The sequence below is a fragment of the Pseudomonas sp. G2-4 genome (assembly GCF_030064125.1).
Classification (GTDB): Bacteria; Pseudomonadota; Gammaproteobacteria; order Pseudomonadales; family Pseudomonadaceae; genus Aquipseudomonas.
On the sequence record NZ_CP125957.1, the window covers coordinates 774484 to 795264 of the forward strand.

Sequence of the window (20781 nt, forward strand, 5' to 3'; positions counted from 1 at the left end):
CGATGCGCTGCTTATTTCTGCTCGGCAGGATTCTAATGTAGGTCCTATGCCAGGAGCGTGGGACCTGCAAGAGCCCCACGACGTGTGCAATTGCAGAGTTCATTGTGGCGAGGGAGCTTGCTCCCGCTTGAGTGCGAAGCACTCACAAGAAAGGGCTGCTTCGCAGCCCAGCGGGAGCAAGCTCCCTCGCCACGGGGTTCTTCATACCTTAAGTGAACCACGTTGTTGCAATGTGTCGGGCCTCAGGTAAGGGGGAGCGACTCAAACCCTGAAGTGACTCACCATCATCTGCAACTGATTCCCCAACCGCGCCAGTTCAACACTGGAAGCAGCAGTTTCTTCGCTGGCGGCGGCGGTCTGTTCGGAGACGTCGCGCACGTTGATGATGCTGCGGCTGATTTCCTCGGCGACGGCGCTTTGCTGTTCGGCGGCAGCGGCGATCTGCTGGTTCATCGACTGGATGTTCGACACCGTGCGGGTGATGTTTCCCAGTGATTCCCCGGCCTTGCGAGTCAGGGCCACGCTGCTGTCGGTGAGGCTGCGGCTGTTGTTCATCACGGCCGCCACTTGCTGAGTGCCGTTCTGCAGGCCGGCCACCAGGCCTTCGATTTCCTCGGTGGACTTCTGCGTGCGCTGGGCCAGGCCACGGACTTCGTCGGCCACCACGGCGAAACCGCGCCCGGCTTCACCGGCGCGGGCCGCTTCGATGGCTGCGTTGAGCGCCAGCAGGTTGGTCTGCTCGGCCACGGCCTTGATCACGTCCATGACGCTGCCGATCTTGTCGCTTTCCTGTTGCAGCACGGTCATGGCGTCAGTTGAGCGCACCACTTCACTGGCCAGGCGTTCGATTTGGGCGATGGCTTCACTGACCACCTTGTCACCGGCACGGGCTTCGCCATCAGCGGCGGCGGCTGCCTGGGAGGCTTCTTCGGCATTGCGTGCCACTTCCTGGACCGTAGCAGTCATTTCGTGCATGGCCGTCGCGACCTGGTCGGTCTCGACTTTCTGACTGTTGACCCCTGCGCTGGTCTGCTCGGTGACGGCGGACAGCTCTTCGGCGGCGCTGGCGATCTGGGTCACGCCATCGCGGATGCCGCTGATCAGGTCGCGCAGGGTCACGCCCATGCGCGCGATGCCCTGTTGCAGCACGCCCAGTTCATCACGGCGGGTCACGATGACGTTGTGCGACAGGTCGCCACTGGCAATTCGCTCGACCACGGTCAGGGTCTCGCGCAGCGGGCCAGTGATCTGGCGGGTGATGATCACGGCGGCAATGATGCCCATCAGCAACGCCAGCAAGGTGCTGACCAGTTGCAGGGTACGTGCCTGCGCGCTTTCGGCGTCGCGGCGGTCGAGCTGGATCTGGTACAGCTGTTCGCTCAAGGTCACGATGGTCGCGCCCTGTTCGGTCATTTCCTTACGCGCCTGCACCACATCGGCGGTGGCCAATTTGAAGGACTGCACGGCGCTGCGGTATTGGGTCAGGGCGTTTTCCAGCTGCCGCAGTTCATCCTGGCGAGTGCTGGAGAAATGTTCATTGAGCGGTTTGAGCGCAGCGATGGCCTCGTCCAGCTGGGTGAGCGCCTTGCGTTCGGTATCGGCGTTGCTGTTGGCGGTGTAGCCACGCACTTCATAACGGGCCAGCATGAACGCCTGCTTGGCCTGGGTGATGGCCTGGAACTCTGCGAAACGCTCCTCGCTGGAGGCCATTTGCCGTACGTCGGCATCGATGGTCTCGATCAGCTTGTAGGCAATCTCGGCGTTCGCGCCCATGACATCGCGGGCGGTGTTGCCGGTGCGGTAGGCGCTGCGCATTTTGTTCAGGGAAACCTGATAGGCGCTGATGGTCGCACTCTGCTCCTTGAGCAGCTTGACGTTTTCCGGGCTCTTGAAGCTGTTGAGCAGCGCGTTCTGTTGCGCCACGAAACCATCGAGGGTGGTCTGCACATTTTGTGCGGCGGTCTCGTCGCCATTGGTCAGCATGTATTGCAGGCGAACGACCCGAAGTTTGGTCAGGCCGGCATTAAGCTGGGTGATGTCGCTCATCCAGTTGCTGCGCTGGATCAGACCGCCCAGGCTGGTCCAACTGGTCAGGGCCAGCAGGCAGGTCAGGACCAGCACCAGGCCGAAGCCCAGGCCCAATTTCATGTTGACGCTAATGTTGCCAAACCAGCTATTCATCAAATTCCTCCAGGAACGTTGTGCTGCTTGATCATCGGTTGGCTGGAAGATTGTTGTTGTTAAGAGCCAGCAAAAACGTGTGCAGGGCTTTATCGGCTGCGGGTGCTGGATCTGAAAGATTTTTTCCGGGTATCGCGGTTTCGCTGAATTCCAGGCAAAAAAAAGCCCGCTGGGAGAGCGGGCTAAAACCTTAGTTTCTTGAATGAGCGAGGGGACTTTACCCAATCACGCGGGGGCGTGGGGTGAAGAAAAGTTCATGAGGCCGCCTCCTGGCAAGGCCACATGCCCTCGGACTCTGCTCACTTGAGATCGAACCGGTCCAGATTCATCACCTTGACCCAAGCCGCGACGAAGTCTTTGACGAACTGTGCCTGGGCATCCGAACTGGCATAGACCTCGGCCAAGGCCCGTAGCTGCGCGTTGGAGCCGAAGACCAGATCGACACGCGTGCCGGTCCATTTGACCTGGCCGGTCTTGCGGTCGCGGGCTTCGAATGTTTCCTGGGTCTCGGAAAGTGGTTTCCATTCCACGCCCATGTCCAGCAAGTTGACGAAGAAGTCATTGGTCAGCGCTTCTGGCCGTTGGGTGAAGACCCCGTGGGCAGTCTGGCCGACATTGGTATTCAATACCCGCAGGCCACCGATGAGTGCAGTCATTTCCGGTGCGCTGAGGGTCAACAGTTGTGCCTTGTCGATCAACAGCGCCTCGGCGGGTACGCGGTATCGACCCTTGAGGTAGTTACGAAAGCCGTCAGCGATGGGTTCGAGAAAGCCGAACGACTCAACGTCCGTCTGCGCCTGGCTCGCATCCATACGTCCCGGTGAGAAAGGCACTGTTACGCTGACCCCGGCATTTTTTGCCGCCTGTTCGACGCCAGCGCTGCCGGCCAGCACGATCAGGTCCGCCAGCGAGATCTTCTTGCCGTCGGCCTGGGCGCTGTTGAACTCGCTCCGGACCGTTTCCAGGGTCGTCAGCACCTTGGCCAATTGTTCTGGCTGGTTGGCCGCCCAATCCTTCTGCGGGGCCAGGTGCAGACGCCCACCGTTGGCGCCGCCGCGTTTGTCGGAACCACGGAAGGTGGAAGCAGCCGCCCACGCGGTAGACACAAGCTGTGAAACCGACAGGCCCGAGGCCAGCAATTTGCCCTTGAGGGCGGCGATGTCACTGTCGTTGACCAGCGGATGGTCGACCGCCGGGATAGGGTCCTGCCACAGCAGCTCCTCATTGGGCAGTTCCGGACCCAGGTAGCGCGAGAGCGGGCCCATGTCGCGGTGGATCAGCTTGAACCAGGCGCGGGCGAAGGCGTCGGACAATTGGTCCGGGTTCTCCAGGAAGCGCCGCGAGATTTTTTCGTAGATCGGGTCGAAGCGCAGCGCCAGGTCGGTGGTCAGCATCGTTGGGTTACGCCGCTTGGACGGGTCATGGGCATCCGGAATGATGCCGGCGCCCGCGCCGTTTTTTGGCGTCCACTGGTGCGCGCCGGCCGGACTCTTGGTCAATTCCCACTCGAAACCGAACAGGTTTTCCAGGTAGTTATTGCTCCAGCGGGTGGGCGTGGTGGTCCAGGTCACTTCCAGGCCACTGGTGATGGTGTCGGCGCCTTTGCCCGTGCCGAAGGTGTTCTTCCAACCCAGGCCCTGTTGCTCCAGGCCCGCAGCTTCTGGCTCGGCGCCGACGTTGTCCGCAGGCCCCGCGCCGTGGGTCTTGCCGAAGGCGTGGCCACCCGCGATCAGGGCCACGGTTTCTTCATCGTTCATCGCCATGCGGGCGAAGGTTTCGCGGATGTCCAGCCCGGCGGCGACCGGGTCCGGCTGACCCTCGGGGCCTTCCGGGTTGACGTAGATCAGGCCCATCTGCACGGCGGCCAGCGGGTTCTCCAGGTTGCGTCCTTCGTCAGTGCGGCTTTCCTCGTTGCCCGGCTCGGCCACCAATTGTCCATCACCGGGATCTTGCATGGCGGCTTTATCCGGTTTGCCGTAACGCGTGTCACCGCCCAGCCATTTGTTCTCGGAACCCCAATAGACATCTTCATCCGGCTCCCAGACGTCAGCACGGCCACCGGAAAAACCGAAGGTCTTGAAGCCCATGGACTCCAGGGCGACGTTGCCGGTGAGGACGATCAGGTCGGCCCAGGAAATGTTACGGCCATACTTCTGCTTGATCGGCCAAAGCAGCCGGCGGGCCTTGTCCAGGCTGACGTTGTCCGGCCAACTGTTGAGCGGCGCAAAGCGCTGCTGGCCGGAACCTGCGCCACCGCGTCCGTCACCGGTACGGTAGGTGCCAGCACTGTGCCAGGCCATGCGGACAAAGAGCGGCCCGTAGTGGCCGAAGTCCGCCGGCCACCAGTCCTGGGAGTCGGTCATCAGCGCCCGCAGGTCTGCTTTCAGGGCTTGAAAATCCAGGCTCTTGAAGGCTTGGGCGTAGTCGAAGCCCTCGTCCATGGGGTCGGATAGCGAGGAGTGCTGATGCAGGATCTTCAGATTCAGTTGGTTCGGCCACCAGTCGCGGTTGGTCGTGCCACCGCCAGCGGCGTGATTGAACGGGCATTTCGATTCGTTTGCCATGAGGAGCTACCTTTGGTCGTATTCATCCAGCTATCCAGCCCGGTCGGGCTTCATAGCGGTAGGCGAAATCAATGACGTAGGTGCAGGGCTCACAGTTGCTCAACTGATCGTCATGACCACACGGCAACGCTAGAGAGCGGTCTAGTTGCCAGTACGGTGGCCCACGGCAAGCCCAATACGTTTCTGAACGCTTCGTATCTCTTATCAGGTTTCAACGGGCCGGATTGCACCAGCCTGAATTCAGGCTAGCCCTCCTTTGCCAGATAGCTAATAGGCCCACTATTAACAGTTGATAGGCATAATCTTTTATCGGGTCCCGGAAGTCAGGCAGATGATATGAATGACGCCTGCCGTGACGGACCCGATCATGAACAAATGCCCGCGCAGCACGGCCTTCCATGAAGCGGGTCACGCCCTGGCCTTTTGGTGGAACGGCCAACACATAAAACGCATCACGGTGCGGACCAAGGCCGAAGCCTGCACGGGGCCCCTGTTCGACTTGTGCGGCAACCCGCTATACGCAGAAGGGCTGGTGGAAGCGGACTACCTTGTCCCGCGTCCTGCCTTCGACGCCCGGGGGATCGCTGAGTATTTGCCTTCGATGGTCGATTTCATTGAGCGCGACCTGATCCATTGCTTCTCCGGGCCTGTGGCCGAAGCGGTCTACCGACACCGCAGGTCCGACCGGTTGATCAGAGGCAGCGGTCGCGGTGACCTGGACCGGGGTCACGAACTGATCAGCCTGCTACCCCCACGCAAATTGCTTGTCGCCCAATCCCAGGCCATCGCCCGCTGCAGCTGCCTGGTGCATCGCTACTGGACGGCTGTCAGCGCTGTGGCGAATCTTCTACAACAGCAAGGCGTGGTCGAAGGGAAAACCGTAACGACACTGCTGTGCGAGGTCACGGGGGAGACGCCCGTCCTGCTTGGCAATGGCGTGAAAAGCCTCGATTCGTGACCGGAAGGTGGCAAAAATTCTGACCTGTCTGGGGCCTCAAAAAGGCGTTTACGCTGGGATTGTCGACGCGCTCTGTGAGATACGTCTCTTTTTTGAGTAGAAAATTTCCTCTCCCTTGAACCGAAAAGGATATGCGGGGTCTGGTGTGCGCGCAGTTTTGCGCATCAGCAGCGTGAGTGTTTTTCCGGGCCGCCTGGGTCTTCAGGTGCTTCCCGGGTCGGGTTGAAGGCCGGTATTCGGCTCTTGGTCTGCTCGCGAGCTTGCTGTCATTTCCGTATCGAGGGATCGAACATGTTCTCAGCCGCCCATTGGGCGAGGTTATGCCTGGCTTTTTTGTGCCTTTCTCCGCTAACGCTCGCTTACGCTGCACCCACTCCGGGTGACACGGACCTGATCCGTGAGCGTCAGGATCGCTTGCTTGAAGAGCAGCGTCGGCGCCTCGAACAACTCAAGGACCTGCCCGGCAAATCCGCCGCGCCCCAAGCCCCGGCTGCGCCAGTCGATACCCGTTGTTTCCCGATCAAGACCATCGAGCTCAAGGGCGCCGACGCGTTGTCCGAAGGCGAGCGTCAACGCCTGCTCAAACCTTACCTCAACCAGTGCCTGGGCGTGCCGCAGCTTAACCAGTTGCTCAAGGTCATCACCGATCACTACCTGGAAAAGGGCCTGGTCACCAGTCGCGCCTACTTGCCACAACAGGACCTGTCCAGCGGCCACCTGCAAGTGTTGGTTGTCGAAGGCCGCCTGGAAGGCCTGAAGGGCGCCGAGGGCAGCGGCCTGTCCGAACGGGAGCTGGCCATGAGCTTTCCCGGCAAGTCGGGTGATTTGCTCAACCTGCGGGATATCGAGCAGATGGTCGATCAGCTCAATCGCCTGCCATCGAATCAGGCGACGATGGAGCTGACTCCCGGCCAGAACATCGGCGGCAGCGAAGTGCTGGTCAAGAACACCCCGCAGAAACCTTGGCGCGTCGGCCTTTCGCGGCACAACGACGGCCAGAAGAGTACCGGCGAACAGCAATGGGGGACGTCCCTGGATTGGGACAGCCCCTTGGGCCTGGCCGATCAATTGGCGGTGCGCGGCGGTCACGATGCCGTCAGCGATCACCAGAAAACCTCGCGCAATGCCATGCTCTATTACAACCTGCCGTTTGGCTGGTGGAATGCCAGTTACACCTATAGCCAGAGCGAGTACCGCTCGGTGGTAGCGGCCAACGGCTTCAATTTCAAGCAGACCGGCGACAGCCAGAACCACCAATTGCGCCTGGAGCGAGTGATCCATCGCGACGCCGTGAGCAAGACCTCGCTCAACACCGGTCTGGCCTATCTGCGCACCAACAACTTCGTCGCGGGCAGCAAGCTCAGCGAGAGCAGCAATCGCATCACTGAGGCGCAATTCGGCATCAACCATGGCCGGCGAATTGGTAATGCGTTCGTCAACTTCGACCTGGGCATGCAAGACGGTATCGGTGCCCTCGATGCCCAAGGCGATCATGACCCGGACCGGGGGCAGCCGGATGCGCGCTATCGCAAATACACCGCAACCCTCAGCTACCTGCAGCCTTTCATGCTGGGTGGCGAGTCGTTCAGTTTCAGCAGCCTGATGACCGGCCAGCGCAGCGAAGATCCACTCTTCAGCCCCCAGCGCATGAGCCTGGGTGGACTGTCGTCGATTCGCGGCTACAAGGACCAGACACTGTCCGGCGACAGCGGCGGTTACTGGCGCAACGACCTGCGCTGGAGCCGCCCGGTGACCCTGGAATGGTTGCGCCCGGTGTTCGCCGAATACGGCACCAGCCTCGGCTATGACCTGGGCGTGATTCGCGGCAACCACTACAACGACGATGAGCACGGGCGTGTGTCGAGCAACTCGGTGGAGTTGTTCGCCCGCGGTGAGCACCTGAGCGCCAGCGTCACCTTTGCCCATTCCCTGGAACGCCCGGATGCCCTGACCGAGCGCGAAGCGCCGATCTACTTCCGTGTGGACGCCTTTTTTTAAGCACTGCCTCTTTAACCGCTGCTGCACCGAGACTTGATCATGGACGACCGTCAATACACCCTTCCGGCCCGCCAACCTTCCGCTGCTCCGCAAACCCGCGAGCAATTCTGGGGCATGCCCAAGCGGGGCCTGGCGTTCCTGTTGGCCAACGTCATGTTCTGGCAGCCGCTTTGGGCCCAGGCGGGCGGGATCGTGGTCAGTGCGCCGGGCACCAGCCTCGGTCAAGCGGGCAACGGCGTGCCTATCGTCAACATCGCCAAGCCCAACGGCAGCGGTCTGTCCCACAACAAATTCAAGGACTACAACGTCGGCAGCAACGGCGTGATCCTCAACAATGCCACCAACCCCGCCCAAGCCACGCAACTGGGCGGGATCATCCTGGGTAACCCGAACCTGAAGGGTACGGCCGCCAAGATCATCCTCAACGAAGTCAACGGCGGCAACGCCAGCCAACTGCGCGGCTACACGGAAGTGGCCGGGCAATCGGCCCATGTCATCGTCGCCAACCCACATGGCATTACGTGCAATGGCTGCGGGTTTATCAACACCCCCAGGGCGACCCTGACGACCGGTAAGCCGATCATCGAAAACGGCCAATTGAACCGCTATCAAGTGGATCAGGGCAGCGTCGCCATCGAAGGCGCGGGGCTTAACGCCACCAACGTCGACCGGTTCGAGATCATCACCCGCAGCGCGAAGATCAACGCCGAGATCCAGGCGAAGAACCTGACGATTGTTGCCGGGCGCAACGACGTCAATGCGGGCACCCTTAACGCCACCGCCCGTGCCGACGACGGCAGCGACAAACCGGAACTGGCCATCGACTCCTCGGCCCTGGGTGGCATGTACGCCGGCGCCATCAAACTGGTGGGCACCGAGGCCGGTGTCGGGGTGAAGCTGGACGGCAAGATGGTCGCCAGTGGCGGCGATATCCAGCTTGATGCCAACGGCCACCTGAGCATGGCCGAGACGGCCGCCGCCGGTGCCATCAACCTCCAGGCCCAAAGCCTGGAAACCCGCGGGCAGGTGTACGCCGGTAGCCGCTTGGACGTGAAGACTCAGGGCGACCTGACCAGCCAGAAAAACCTGGTGGCGCGCGACAGCATTCACCTGGACAGCGGCGGCACGCTCAGCAACAACGGCATCATCGAAGCCGGGGTCAATGTCGATAACAGCCGCAATACCACGGGCGATGTCACCCTCACGGCCAAGCAGCTGAACAACGGCGGCAAAACCGTCATTGCCAGTCGCGACCTGACTGTCACGGCCACTGCAGCACTGAACAACCAGGGCGGTACCCTCAGTGGTCAACGCAAGACCACGGTCACCGGCAACGTGGTGGATAACCGCAATAAAGGCCGCATCCTCGGCAACACCGAACTGCACCTGACCGCCGATCAGGTCCTGAACAGCCAGGGCGGCCTGATCAATAGCCAGGGCCTTCTGACGGCCAACCTGGGCCATCTGGAAAACAATGCCGGTGAGTTATCGAGCCTGAACAGCGCGACGCTGATCCTTGGCAGCCTGGACAACCTGACCGGCCTGGTCATGGCCGGCAAGAACCTGGACATCACCAACACCGGCGCGATCGACAATCAGGGCGGTGAACTGTCCAGCCAGGGCGTTGTGACCGTGCGCACCGGCAGCCTGGATAACCGCAACAAAGGCACTGTTGCCGCCAATGGCAAGTTGCTGGTCAGTGCGACCGGCGCGGTCAACAACGCCGACAAGGGCCTGATCGCCAGCCGTGAAGGCGTGCTCGAACTCGATGCCGCTAGCCTGGACAACGCCAAGGGCACTCTGCAAGGCAAGGGCCTGGTGACCGTGGATGTCGCGGGCGATATCGACAACCAGGGCGGTAGCATTATCGCCCAGGACGCCAAGCTGAGTGTCTTCGCGACCAACCTGGACAACCGCGGCGGTGTGCTGTCCAGCGTCAAGGCCGCGCTGGAGGCACGCATCAGCGGCGTGCTGAAAAACGGCTATGACGCCAATCGCCAGGGCGGCACCATCCAGGCGAAAGGCCTGACCCTCGATGCCCTTGCCGGGCTGTTCAACGACGGCGGGCGCATCGCGGCGCAAGCGGGGGACGCCAATCTCAACACCGGCAGCGCCAGTTTCAACAACAGCAATGGCGGCCTCTATGCCAGCGGCAAGGTTAAGGTCGACGGGCAGGACCTGGACAACAGCAATGGCCAGATCAGCGCGAAGCAGATCAGCCTCAACCTCAAGGGCGCGCTGAACAACACCCAGGGCATCATCGAGGCTGACGACAGCCTGGAAATCCTCGCCGCCAGCCTGCGCAACCAGAACGGCCAGCTGCGCACCCTGGGTCAGAACAGCACCACCGTCTTCACCCTCGGCGGCCTGTTCGACAACAGCAACGGCACCCTGGAAACCGTCAGCAACGATGTCGGCTTCAACATCGGCGGCCTGCAAAACCAGGGCGGCAACCTGTTGCACACGGGGACTGGCGCGTTCGGCCTGAGCCTGACGCAACTGGGCAACGCCGGTGGCCGCCTGGTCACCAATGGTTCCCTCACCCTTGAGGCTGACAGCTGGACCAACAGCACGTCGATCCAGGCCGGGCACCTGACCGTCAAGGTCAACCACTTCACACAGACCGCCACGGGCCAATTGCTCAGCGCCAACCGCTTCACCGGGCGCGGCGTCGACTGGCGCAATGACGGCCTGATCGGCAGCGATGGGCTGATCGATGTCCAGCTCAGCGGCCAGTACGCGGGCAATGGGCGCCTGAGCAGCCTCGGCACACTGGGCCTCAAGGCGGCCCTGATCGACCTGGAAAAAAATGCCAGCGTCGCCGGTGGCGGCACCACCACACTGCTCGTCGACGGCGTACTCAACAGCTATGGCCGCCTGACGTCGGCAGCGGGGATGAGCGTTACCGCAGCGGGCATCAATAACGGTGGCACGTTGGGCAGTGCCGGGAACCTGGCCATTCGCACCGGCGCGCTGCGCAACGAGAACGGCCTGATCTTCAGCGGCACCGACATGGGCCTGCAAGTCGACAGCCTGACCAACCTCAATGCCGACATCTACAGCCTGGGCAACCTGCGGATCGACCGCGATGGCCTGGGTGGTTTCGCCTCCAGCATCGTCAACAGCTCGGGTTCGCTGCAAAGCGACGGCAACATGAGCCTGGCGGCCAGCACGATCCAGAACGTGCGCACCGTGTTGACCACTCACGACGCCGGCATCTACACCGCCTCGATCAGGGAAGTCGCCTGTATCGAAGGCGTCAACGCCGGCGACTGCAGCGGCGGCAAGGAAAACCACGTCTGGCAGATCATCCAGCGCGACAAGTTCGAAGTCACCGCTGCCAGTGCCGCGTCCAGCATCACCACCGGCGGTAACCTGAATATCCAGGCCGGTGACCTGACCAACCGCAGTAGCAGCATCGGCGCCGGCGGCACCCTCGTCGCCAACCTCGACAGCCTGAGCAACATCGGCATCGAGACCGGCGAAACCGAAACCTCGCGCACCTTCATGTCCGAGCGTACTCGCAGCCCCGGCGGCTGGCGCGCCGCGGCAAATGACTTCACCAACAAATACTGGTTGCAGAGCCCAGGCTACAACGCCAACGACCTGGGTGGCCTTGAAGCCGCGATGAGCCGCTTCATCGGCATGACCGAGCGCGAAATCCCCTCGCTTGGCTCTCAGACAGCCACCACCGATAGCCAGACCTATGCCGCGATCATCCAGTCCGGCGGCCCGGTCGACATCCGCACCCGAGGCAACGCCGACAATAGCGTCGCCCGTGGCGGCTACCACTACGTCGGCGCAGGTCCGCGGACCGACACGAATGCCGATGGGAAATTCTCCACGCTGATCACCGTGAACAAACAGCTGTCACCCGACCTCGCCCAGCAACAGGTCAACCCGGTGGCCTTGCCCGGCTTCCTCCTGCCCACAGGGCAGAACGGCCTGTTTCGCCTCAACGAAGGCAACGACGCGCCGACCCAAGGCTCAGGGCTGACCCAAGTCCGCGGCCTGCCGGACAGCTCGTTCCGGACCAACCCGCAAAAGTACCTGATCGAAACCAACCCGGCGCTGACCGACATGCGCCGCTTCATGAGCTCGGACTACCTGCTGGCGAACCTGGGCTACGACCCCGACGTCGCCGCCAAGCGCCTGGGCGATGGTTTCTACGAACAGCGGCTGATCCAGCAAGCCGTCATCGCCCGCACCGGCCAACGCTTTCTCGACGGCCAGACCTCCGACGACGGCATGTTCAAGTACCTGATGAACAACGCCATCGCCAGCAAGGACGCGCTGAACCTGTCCCTGGGCGTCAGCCTCACCGCCGAACAAGTCGCGGCCCTGACCCACGACATCGTCTGGATGGAAACCCAGACCGTGAACAACCAACAGGTGCTGGTGCCGGTGCTCTACCTGGCCCAGGCCAACAATCGACTGGCGGCCAATGGCGCGCTGATCCAGGGCTCGGATGTCAGCCTGATCGCCGGTAAGCATCTGAACAATGCGGGCACCTTGCGTGCATCCAGCAACCTGACGGCGACGGCTGGCGACAGCTTGGTCAACAGTGGGTTGATGGAGGCGGGTGGTCGACTGGATGCGTTGGCGAGTAATAACCTGACTAACAGGGCGGGTGGGGTTATTGCTGGGCGGGATGTCAGTGTTGTGGCCGTGGCCGGTGATCTGACCAACGAACGATCCATCACCACCCATACCAGCAGCACTGGCTACAAGACCGAACAGCGTGGTTTTGCCGACAGTGCGGCGCGGATTGAGGCGAGTCATGACCTGAGCGCGGGCGCTGGGCGGGATATCGCCAATGTTGGTGGTGTGCTCAAGAGTGGTAACGACACGAACTTGCAGGCGATGCGTGATGTGAACATCACCTCCGCCGAGCAGGTGAACAGCCATACGCAGGGCAGCAAACACCGGGACCAGACCATTACCCAGAATGGTTCTAGCGTAACGGCTGACCGCGAGCTGAAGGTAACGGCCGGGCAGGACCTGAGGGTCGTTGCGAGCAACGTCATCGCCCAGAGCCGCCTGGCGCTGTCAGCCGGGCGCGATATCGCCATCGAGTCTGCGGCCAACGAAAGCCATCGCGCGTCCCAAAGCAAAAAAGTCAAAAGCAGCAGCGATCTGGTTCGCCAGCAGTCGTCGCTTGTCCAGTCGGGAGGCGACCTCAGCGCCAAGGCGGGACAAGACCTGAGCCTGGTGGCCAGCCAGATGAAAGGCGCCAAGAATGTTGCCCTCGACGCCACGCGCGATATCAATCTGTTGTCCGCAACGGACGAAGCCGCTGAGTTCTATTCGAAGAAAAGCAAAGGCTCCTTTGGGCGCAGCAAAAGCGAACAACGGGAGAGTTACCACAGCACCAACGTCGCATCCGTGGTGGAGGCGGGGCAGGACCTGACGGTCAATACCAGCCAAGCCGCCGGTGGGGGTGTCACGCTGAATGGCGGTCGTAACGTCACCGTGATCGGCAGTCAGTTGAAGGCCGGCAATGACCTGGTCGTCGGTGCCACCGGTGATGTGGCAGTGCTCTCGGGTGTTGAAGAGCACGGTTCCTACAGCAAGAAAACCAAATCGGGTTTCCTCGGCTTGTCCAAGAGCGGCAAGAGCGAGTTGAAGACCACGGCCTCCCAGGTAGCCAGTGAGCTAGAGGCCGGCAACGACGTGGTGATCGCGGCAGGCAACGACTTGCGCGTGCGGGCCAGTGAGACCACTGCTGGCAATGATGTGGAACTGCGTGCGGGTCTGGTCAATGACAGTGGCGACATTAACCTCGTCTCGGCCAACGATACGGCTTATAGCCGGAGTGAGGAGTACAAGAAGAAAAACGGGTTATCGGTGTCGGGTGGTTTCCTGTCCTTCGCTTCTGCCAAGGAGGCCGGTCGCGAAGCCAAAAGCAGCACTAGCGTGGGCAGCCAAGTGACGGCCGAACGCGACGCCGCGTTGCAGGCCGAGCGCGACATCAACGTCATTGGTAGCAGCATCAAGGCCGGCGGCAACGTCAGCCTTGACGCCGGACGCGACGTCAATGTCCTGGCCGCGCAGAACAGCCGTTCCGAGCAGGACTGGGAAAAGAACAAACAAGCCGGGATCGGTGTGTCTTCGGATGCCAACGGCATCAATTTCTTCGCCGGTGCGGACCGTACCAAAGAGAAAAACCGGCTGGAGCAGCAAACCGCTGCCGCCAGTCAGATCAGTGCCGGTCAAAACCTGGCCGTCAACGCCAAGCGAGATATCACCCAGACCGGCTCAGACCTTGAGGCGTTCAACGATATCGACTTGACGGCCGGTCGCAATATCAAGATCGACGCTGCCCGCGAAATGCAACTGATCGAGCATCAACGCGAGAGCGAACGAAACGGCGCCAGCCTGAGCATGAACCACAACTACGGCCGAACCCGCGATGCCGTCAAAGGTGCCGGCGAGGGCGAAGACGGTGTCAGCAAGGCTTCCAGTACGTTGAAGGCCGTGGACGGCGTTTCCCAATTCGTTTCAGGCCCTACGTTCGACGCCAAGATCGGTAACAGCAAGCAGAGCACCAGTCAGCAGGTCATTGAACAAACCCGTCGCTCGTCGACGCTGAACGCAGGCAACGATCTGAACATTGCTGCCAACAACGATGTTCAGATCAGCGGCAGCCAATTGATCTCCGGTCGCGATATCAACATCAAGGGCCGCGATGTCACCCTCGATGCCGCCAAAGGCAGCTATGCCGAAGAGACTCGTGAGCGACAAAGTTGGGGCGGTATCCATGGTGGAACCAGCGGCGGCTTCAAGCTTGGCGTCGGTGGCAGCAATGGTATTGCCAGCGGCGACAGCGAACAGCAAACGTCGACGGTCACTTCCCTGGATGCGGCGCGGGACGTCAACCTGCAGGCAAGCAATGATCTGAACCTGATTGGCTCCCAGGTCAAGGCTCAGCGTGATATCGATCTGCGCGCTGCCAACAATCTGAACATTCGCGCCGCCCAGAACGACAGCGGCAGCGACAACACCCGCAAGAGCGGCGGCGGTGAGGTAGGCCTCAGCGTCGGCTCTGAAGGCGTCGGCATCTACGCCAGCGTCAATCTGGGCAGAGGCAACCTGGAGCGTGAAGCCCAGCGGCAACAACAGGCCTATCTGTACGCAGGTAATCGCCTGGGCTTCACCAGCGGCAAAGACACGAATATCGCCGGTGCGGACCTACGCGGCAATGAAGTCATCGGCCGGGTTGGCCGCGACCTCAATGTCTCGTCGGTGCCTGATACGGGCAAGGTTGAAGGCAAGGAATTCGACCTCAGCGTGACGGTGACCGTGGGGCCGGGAGCGGGTGTCAGTGGTTCGGTCGGCTATGGCCAGACCACTGGCTCGACCGAATGGGTCGAGCAACAGACTCGCATCACCGGGCAGGACAAGGTCGACATCCGTACCGAAAACCACACCCAGCTCGACGGGGCGCTTATCGCTTCGGATACCGGCAAGCTCAAACTCGACACCGGCACGCTGGGCTTCAGCGACATCGCTGGCAAGGACAAGGAGCATGGCTATTACCTGAACGTCGGTGGCAGCTACTCCAAGGGGGGCGGCGGAGCCCAGGACGGTAGCCAGGTCGGCAAGGGCGAAAAGGACAAGAACGGCTGGAGTGTCGAAGGCTGGAACTATGAGAAGGACCGCCAGCAGCTCGTACGGGCCACCGTGGGGGCGGGCGACGTCGTGGTGCGCAATGACGCCGGGACCGGAGCCGATTCGGCCAAAGGCCTGAACCGCGACGTCGACAAAGCCTACGAAATCACCCGGGATGATGAACACCGTACAGACCTGTACGTGACCAAGTCTTCCGTGACGGCAGCTCTTACGCCGATTGAAACCGCTAAGGAGTGGACCAAGCAACTCCGCAGTTACGACGAAACGGCCAAGAAAAACTTCCAGCAAGCCGGCTACGACTTCAATGCGGCGGTCAACAAGATCGAGGCAGGATTGGGTCGGGAAATGGATACGGGGGCCTCGGCGATGGTGGGCGTCGATTTCGCCGAAGCGACTATGGAGGCGTTGATCATCGGTGGTCTTACGCGTGCTCAGGCCATGAAGACCATGGGGGATCCAAATTTTCAGAAGCGGGTATTGACTCAGGTAGGCGAGCTGGCTGGCGTGGACGTGAAGCGGGTCGAGGACATCAGCAATGAAATCCAGGCGTCTTCGTCCGCTGTAGAAGCCAAGGATAACTCAGGCATGGTTCTCCCCCCCACTGACGTAGTAGGCAATGAACAGAACCACAGCCTAGCCCAAGTCATTCTACGTAAATCCTCTGCGATCAATGAGTACATCGCAGAGCACGAGGATGAGAAGCAAGCCATCTCGATGGTCATCGCGATGGCACAAGGCCCTAAAGGCTTGGTGCAACTGGTTGTCATCAACGCGGCCTCTGAAACTGAGGCGGGTAAGGCACTGCTTGAAAAAACCGAACAAGCTAACAAAGCCATAGGGAAAAAAATCGCAGATGAGATAGAAAATGATCCAATTTTCGAGACGGATGAATATCTGATCGGCGGCGGTCAGTTCATGGCCTCGGTGTTGACAGGAGTGCTTTCGAAACGTAAAGGTGTGGAGGAGCGTACTTCTGTTTCGGTGATGGATGGGAAGGGTGCAAAAGCGACTGGTGCAGCTGAAGTACCGGCTACTTCAGCAATTGCGCGTGTTGGGCTGAAAGACGATCTGGCCGCTCAAGCAGGGATTCCTCGAAATATTGCTGAATCGCCGTCTAGCATGTGGGGTAAGTCGATTGATGACATCAAGCAGTCGCTAATGCTTGATGGTGCGAGCCTTACGCCGAAACCACCATTGGCTGGTACTTCAGGTAAAGCACAGGTCTTTAACGTTGAAGGACACTCGCAAATAAAAGAGGTAGAGTTCCATCCGGGCGGTGGGACCCACGGCGATAGTCCCTACTATAAGCTTGTTACTACTGAGAAGATTGGTGCGAAAAATGTAGAAATACGGATAATTCATCCGTCGCCTGATTTTAGGCCGGGCACTATTACGCGTTATCAACAATACTATGATACCCAAGGAAATCGTCTGAAGTATGAGGGCGGTGAGTGGAAGGGCTGGAAGTGATCTATGAGAAATTTATTCCCTGATTTGAACTCTGAACTTGTACCAGGTATATCAGCAGCAGGATTCTTTTTAGGTGAATCTTTTTCCGACGTTAGCGAAAAAGTTGGGGAGGTTGACTGGTTCGGTCCGGAAGTGCCAGTTCGTGACATTCTCATTAAAAACAACGCTTGGATCGGAGTTAGGAGAAAGATCGGCTTTGGTAATGAGCTTATATTATCATATCGGTTTATGAATGAGGCGGTCTCACTGTATTTCGAAAATAGCGGGAAACTTTATAGAGTTGCCGTGGGTGAAAACTATTGTGGTAAATTTAATAGCGTCGGTGTGGGGGATGATCTTCGAAGCTTAGAAAAAAACTTTGAGATTGTATTTAATGATGCTGATGATGATTTCCTTCTAAAGGAGGGGGAAAGTATATTGACTGGGATTAGCTTTGTTACGGACTACAGAGCTTCCTTGGAAGATGCGCCAGAACAAGTTATCAGGTTTATATCAATACATGACTGGTCTCTGCGGTAAAAATATTGTGCGGGCGGAGATTTCCATAGGGCTCATAAAATAAATAGGTGCAAAAGCAACAACTAAGGCAATTACCGAGTTTGGGCCTATGAATCAGGGCCCGTTACCGAAAGGAATCGCGGACACATTTCGTAGCGGTACGTACTCAGAGGTCGTTACTCAACAACCGACCACGTTGTATAGTGTTTATGGTGGGACTGCGCAGGAGCTAGGTTTTCGTTGCTAATTCTGTATCTGTACACCACCTAAGGAGTAGTCGTTCATGGAGATCAGCAACAATACTCAGAATGAGTATCGTAAGCCCAATAATCTGGCAGGCCTGGGGCGTCGTTGGGGAGGACAGATCATTGACTCTCTCATTACTATTTTTCTATTCGGCCTCGTAGGACGCTCAGCCGAGTTTGTCGGTCTTCCGTCAAGCGTGGTTGGTTTCCTGGCTTTAGGTGTAGCGGCGGCGTATTACCTGTTTTCTGATTCAATGCCGAACGGCCAAAGTGTGGGGAAAAAGCTGCTAGGAATGTCTGTGATTGATGAACGCAGTTTTCTGAGCTGCAACGTTTATCAGTCTTTTATGCGCAACATCACTACTCCGTTCCTGAATGTATTTGATTGGATATTTATTTTCTTTGGCTCACGAAAGCGGCTTGGTGACATGCTCGCATCTACAATTGTGATCCGATCCAAGTAAAGAGAGGTGCCACGGGACATCGAGCGTTCAAAAGCGAACGGAAAGGGGACAACATTTGTGTGGCCCCCCAACCAGATCGTTTCCCGATGCATTAGGAAAAGGGAATTTATTTGTGCTCTTTGTTGGAGCACACGCGGATCATCGCAACGAGCAACCGCGTTTCACGTATGGACACAGATACCGCATGACTAAAAATATCGTATTGATCGGTCTGATGATTGCCCTTTGCGGTTGCCAGAGCATGAAAGACCTTGGGAAGAGCACCGTCGAGTACCTTGAGGAGTCCCGCACCACATCGACGAATTTCTTTGTGCCGCTGGGTACCTTTGACGACACCTTGGATGGCAGCCAAGGCAAGGCATGTCGTGCAACCATCCACTATCGACCGGTTCGACCGGCCGGCTTGCAGCTCGTCATGGCCGCCAGCGAAGGTGGAATTCCGACTTGCCAGCATGTGCTCGGCACCTTCTACGAGAGCGGTACAGGCGTGAGCCAGAACAGTGCCCGGGCCAGGGCACTCTACCTGCAAGCGGCGCCAGCCGATCCATATGCCTATTTGGAGCTCGCGCGCATGGCGCGGGACGGGATTGACGAGCCGGTTGACCCGGTGAAGGCCCGCGATTATTACACCCGCGCCGGCATAGGTGGTGTGGTGGGGTTGGGTGGGCTGATGGAGCAGGGCAAGGGCGGTGCGCAGGATGTGTCGGGTGCTTTGAAGCTGTACGTCGATGCTACCCAAAAATACGGCGACCCCGCCTGGGAGGCAATGCGGCCACTGTTGGCTCGAGGGCTGGAGCTCGATGCTGAGCAGGTGCAGAAATATAATCGAGTATGGCGTGAGGGGTTTTTACGCCAGATGCGTTCCAGGTTGCGGTACTCGCGTGAGTTCAGGCAGCTCAATTTCGGCGATCAGACATGGACGGTCAATGTGCTTTTTCGGTTCTCGGCCGGGAGCCCCAAGCCAAAGGTTTATTTGGGCAAGAGTTCCGGCAATCCAGAGGTGGACATCGCCGTGGTGTCTGCGATGTACCGCCTGACCATGGAGGATCCCTACATGGTTCCAGCGGGTCAGGAAACGTTCGACATTACGGCGCCGTTCGTCCTGTCTCCGAGTGCCAAACGTGGCTGACGGTTCGTATGATTTGAGTGGTGCGGATAAAAAGAAGCCCTTTGTGAAGTGAAACGGGCGACCCCAAAGGTCGCCCATTTTCATTTACTCAGCCGCCTGCGCCCGCAACCGTCTCCCAATCACATCCATCACATCACACCCATCGCGCAGCGATATCGTCAGCATTTTGCAAAGGTCGGAGAGCACCAGCGTGTCGGAGCTGATTTCCGAACGGAACGCGATGTTTTCCAGCAGTTGGGTCACGGTACGGATGCGGTAGTCGGCGGTTTCGAAGAGGACGTCGAGCGGGGCTTCGGTGTCAATGAGCAGGGTGGCGGGGATGCAGTCGATGCCGGTGATGGGCATGTATCGTTTCATAGGTAGTACCTCATTCAATTGAAAGGAGCTACCTCGTTAATCGAGTCGCCAAACCCGAGTCGCCATTAGGGCGACGACGGAATATAGGCCCCTTTATCTCGGAGCTACAAGACGCCGTTTTCCGAGCTTGATGTAGGACGTTTAGCCTGTCAGCGACGGTATTTTGCTACGTTGGTGTGGGGCTGCTGCGCAGCCCAGCGGGAGCAAGCTCCCTCGCCACGAGAGGGGGCGTCGCGGATGACCTCAGCTGCGGCGCCTGTGTTGCTGCAACTGCCGCTGCACACATTGGCATTGCTGAACTGTTCAGGGATCAGTGCCGAGGGTTGGGATCGGCTGGCCAGGTTGCCAGCTCGCGTGATGGGGCCAGGCATATAGGCTGACTCTAATCACTCATCGTCCTGGCGCAAAACGCTTGCGGCAAACGCGTGGTGTCTTTTATGCCCAACAAAAAGCCCTGCTATTTTGCTGGGCTCAAATTTCTGTTTTGTGCTGGTTACGCGCAGTGAGGGACTTTCTCCACTTCCCTGTGAATCTGTTCCCCTTTTGCAATTTCAGCTGTACGTAAATCATATGCAGTCTGCAGATTCAGCCAAAACTGCGCTGACGTTTCCAATGCGGCGGCCAGGCGCAAAGCAACATCCGCGCTGATGCTACGGCGCATCAAGACAATGTCATTTACGGTGGGGGCAGAAACGTGCAAAGCCCTCGCAAGCGCAGCCGCGGTAAGGCCAAGCGGTTCCAGATACTCTTCTTTGAGAGTTTCTCCAGGGTGTACGGGCCTCATGCCATTCTTAAACATGACTCACCTCAGTGATAATCTACGATTTCTACATTTTCGGGGCCGTTGGCGCCCCAGACAAAACAGATCCGGTACTGACCGTTAACCCGGATGCTGTGTTGGCCTTCCCTGTCGCCATATAGCTGCTCCAACCTGTTTCCGGGTGGGGAGCGCAGGTCGTTGAGGTCGACCGCAGCATCGAGCATGCCCAGCTTTCGTTCTGCCACTGAAAGGATGGCTGCCCAGCGCCGGGTTTTGCCGGTTTCAAAAAGAGCTTGGGTGTCGGCGCATCTGAAGCTTCTGATCATCTCTTAATGCTTAACGTTATGCGTTAAGGCGAGTCTACATCGTTTGCTGGGATACTCAACTGGTTGTTGGGACCTTCTGTCAGCAGGCTCAGCCCCTTGCGCTTCAGAACCAACTATTCGATACAAAGTGGCAGTTGAATATTCTCTAAGTGCATGATTTTCTATGATTAATTTTTTTGAAGTCGGAGGGTTTGAGCCC

General features: G+C 59.2%; 11 protein-coding genes and 1 pseudogene. 6 read left to right on the forward strand and 6 right to left on the reverse strand.

From position 1 onward, the window contains the following. Positions 1-261: 261 nt before the first annotated feature. The 3 genes and pseudogenes from QNH97_RS29420 to katG form a co-directional block, all read right to left on the reverse strand. Positions 262-1125, reverse strand: a complete 864-nt coding sequence (locus tag QNH97_RS29420; protein WP_371857826.1) for a methyl-accepting chemotaxis protein — start codon at positions 1123-1125, stop codon at positions 262-264. A 42-nt stretch (positions 1126-1167) separates the two neighbouring features. After that, positions 1168-2181 (reverse strand): annotated as a pseudogene (locus tag QNH97_RS29425) (methyl-accepting chemotaxis protein); the annotation flags it as partial. A gap of 299 nt (positions 2182-2480) precedes the next feature. Next, positions 2481-4745, reverse strand: a complete 2265-nt coding sequence (gene katG / locus QNH97_RS03335; RefSeq protein WP_283555595.1) for a catalase/peroxidase HPI — start codon at positions 4743-4745, stop codon at positions 2481-2483. 367 nt (positions 4746-5112) lie between these two features. Here katG and QNH97_RS03340 point away from each other — a divergent pair, with 367 nt between their 5' ends. The 6 genes from QNH97_RS03340 (at position 5113) to QNH97_RS03365 (ending at position 19139) form a co-directional block, all read left to right on the forward strand. Continuing rightward, positions 5113-5703, forward strand: a complete 591-nt coding sequence (locus tag QNH97_RS03340) for a hypothetical protein (RefSeq protein WP_283555596.1) — start codon at positions 5113-5115, stop codon at positions 5701-5703. A gap of 291 nt (positions 5704-5994) precedes the next feature. Continuing rightward, positions 5995-7701 (forward strand): ShlB/FhaC/HecB family hemolysin secretion/activation protein, encoded by a 1707-nt coding sequence (locus tag QNH97_RS03345; protein ID WP_283555597.1) that lies wholly within the window; start codon positions 5995-5997, stop codon positions 7699-7701. A 39-nt stretch (positions 7702-7740) separates the two neighbouring features. Further along, complete coding sequence (locus tag QNH97_RS03350; RefSeq protein ID WP_283555598.1) at positions 7741-16803, forward strand: hemagglutinin repeat-containing protein; 9063 nt, start codon at positions 7741-7743, stop codon at positions 16801-16803. Positions 16804-16806: 3 nt separating this feature from the next. Further along, a complete protein-coding gene (locus tag QNH97_RS03355) occupies positions 16807-17322 on the forward strand; it encodes a hypothetical protein (RefSeq protein WP_283555599.1) in 516 nt (171 codons plus the stop codon). A gap of 262 nt (positions 17323-17584) precedes the next feature. Next, positions 17585-18010 carry an RDD family protein gene (locus tag QNH97_RS03360; RefSeq protein ID WP_283555600.1) on the forward strand — a complete coding sequence of 142 codons (426 nt, stop codon included), beginning with the start codon at positions 17585-17587 and terminating at the stop codon, positions 18008-18010. 184 nt (positions 18011-18194) lie between these two features. After that, entirely contained in the window at positions 18195-19139 is a 945-nt protein-coding gene (locus QNH97_RS03365) for a tetratricopeptide repeat protein (protein ID WP_283555601.1), read from the forward strand. Positions 19140-19223: 84 nt separating this feature from the next. On the opposite strand, the gene QNH97_RS03370 is transcribed toward QNH97_RS03365, so the two are convergent. From QNH97_RS03370 to QNH97_RS03380, 3 genes are all read right to left on the reverse strand, one after another. Continuing rightward, on the reverse strand, positions 19224-19496 hold the full coding sequence (locus QNH97_RS03370; protein WP_092146193.1) for a hypothetical protein: 273 nt from the start codon (positions 19494-19496) through the stop codon (positions 19224-19226). Between the two features lie 493 nt (positions 19497-19989). Further along, positions 19990-20295, reverse strand: coding sequence for a HigA family addiction module antitoxin (locus QNH97_RS03375; protein ID WP_283555602.1), 306 nt, complete (start codon positions 20293-20295; stop codon positions 19990-19992). Positions 20296-20303: 8 nt separating this feature from the next. Beyond that, the gene (locus QNH97_RS03380) at positions 20304-20582 is read right to left on the reverse strand and encodes a type II toxin-antitoxin system RelE/ParE family toxin (RefSeq protein WP_072340959.1); all 279 of its coding nucleotides are present in this window, start codon (positions 20580-20582) and stop codon (positions 20304-20306) included. Positions 20583-20781 lie beyond the last annotated feature (199 nt).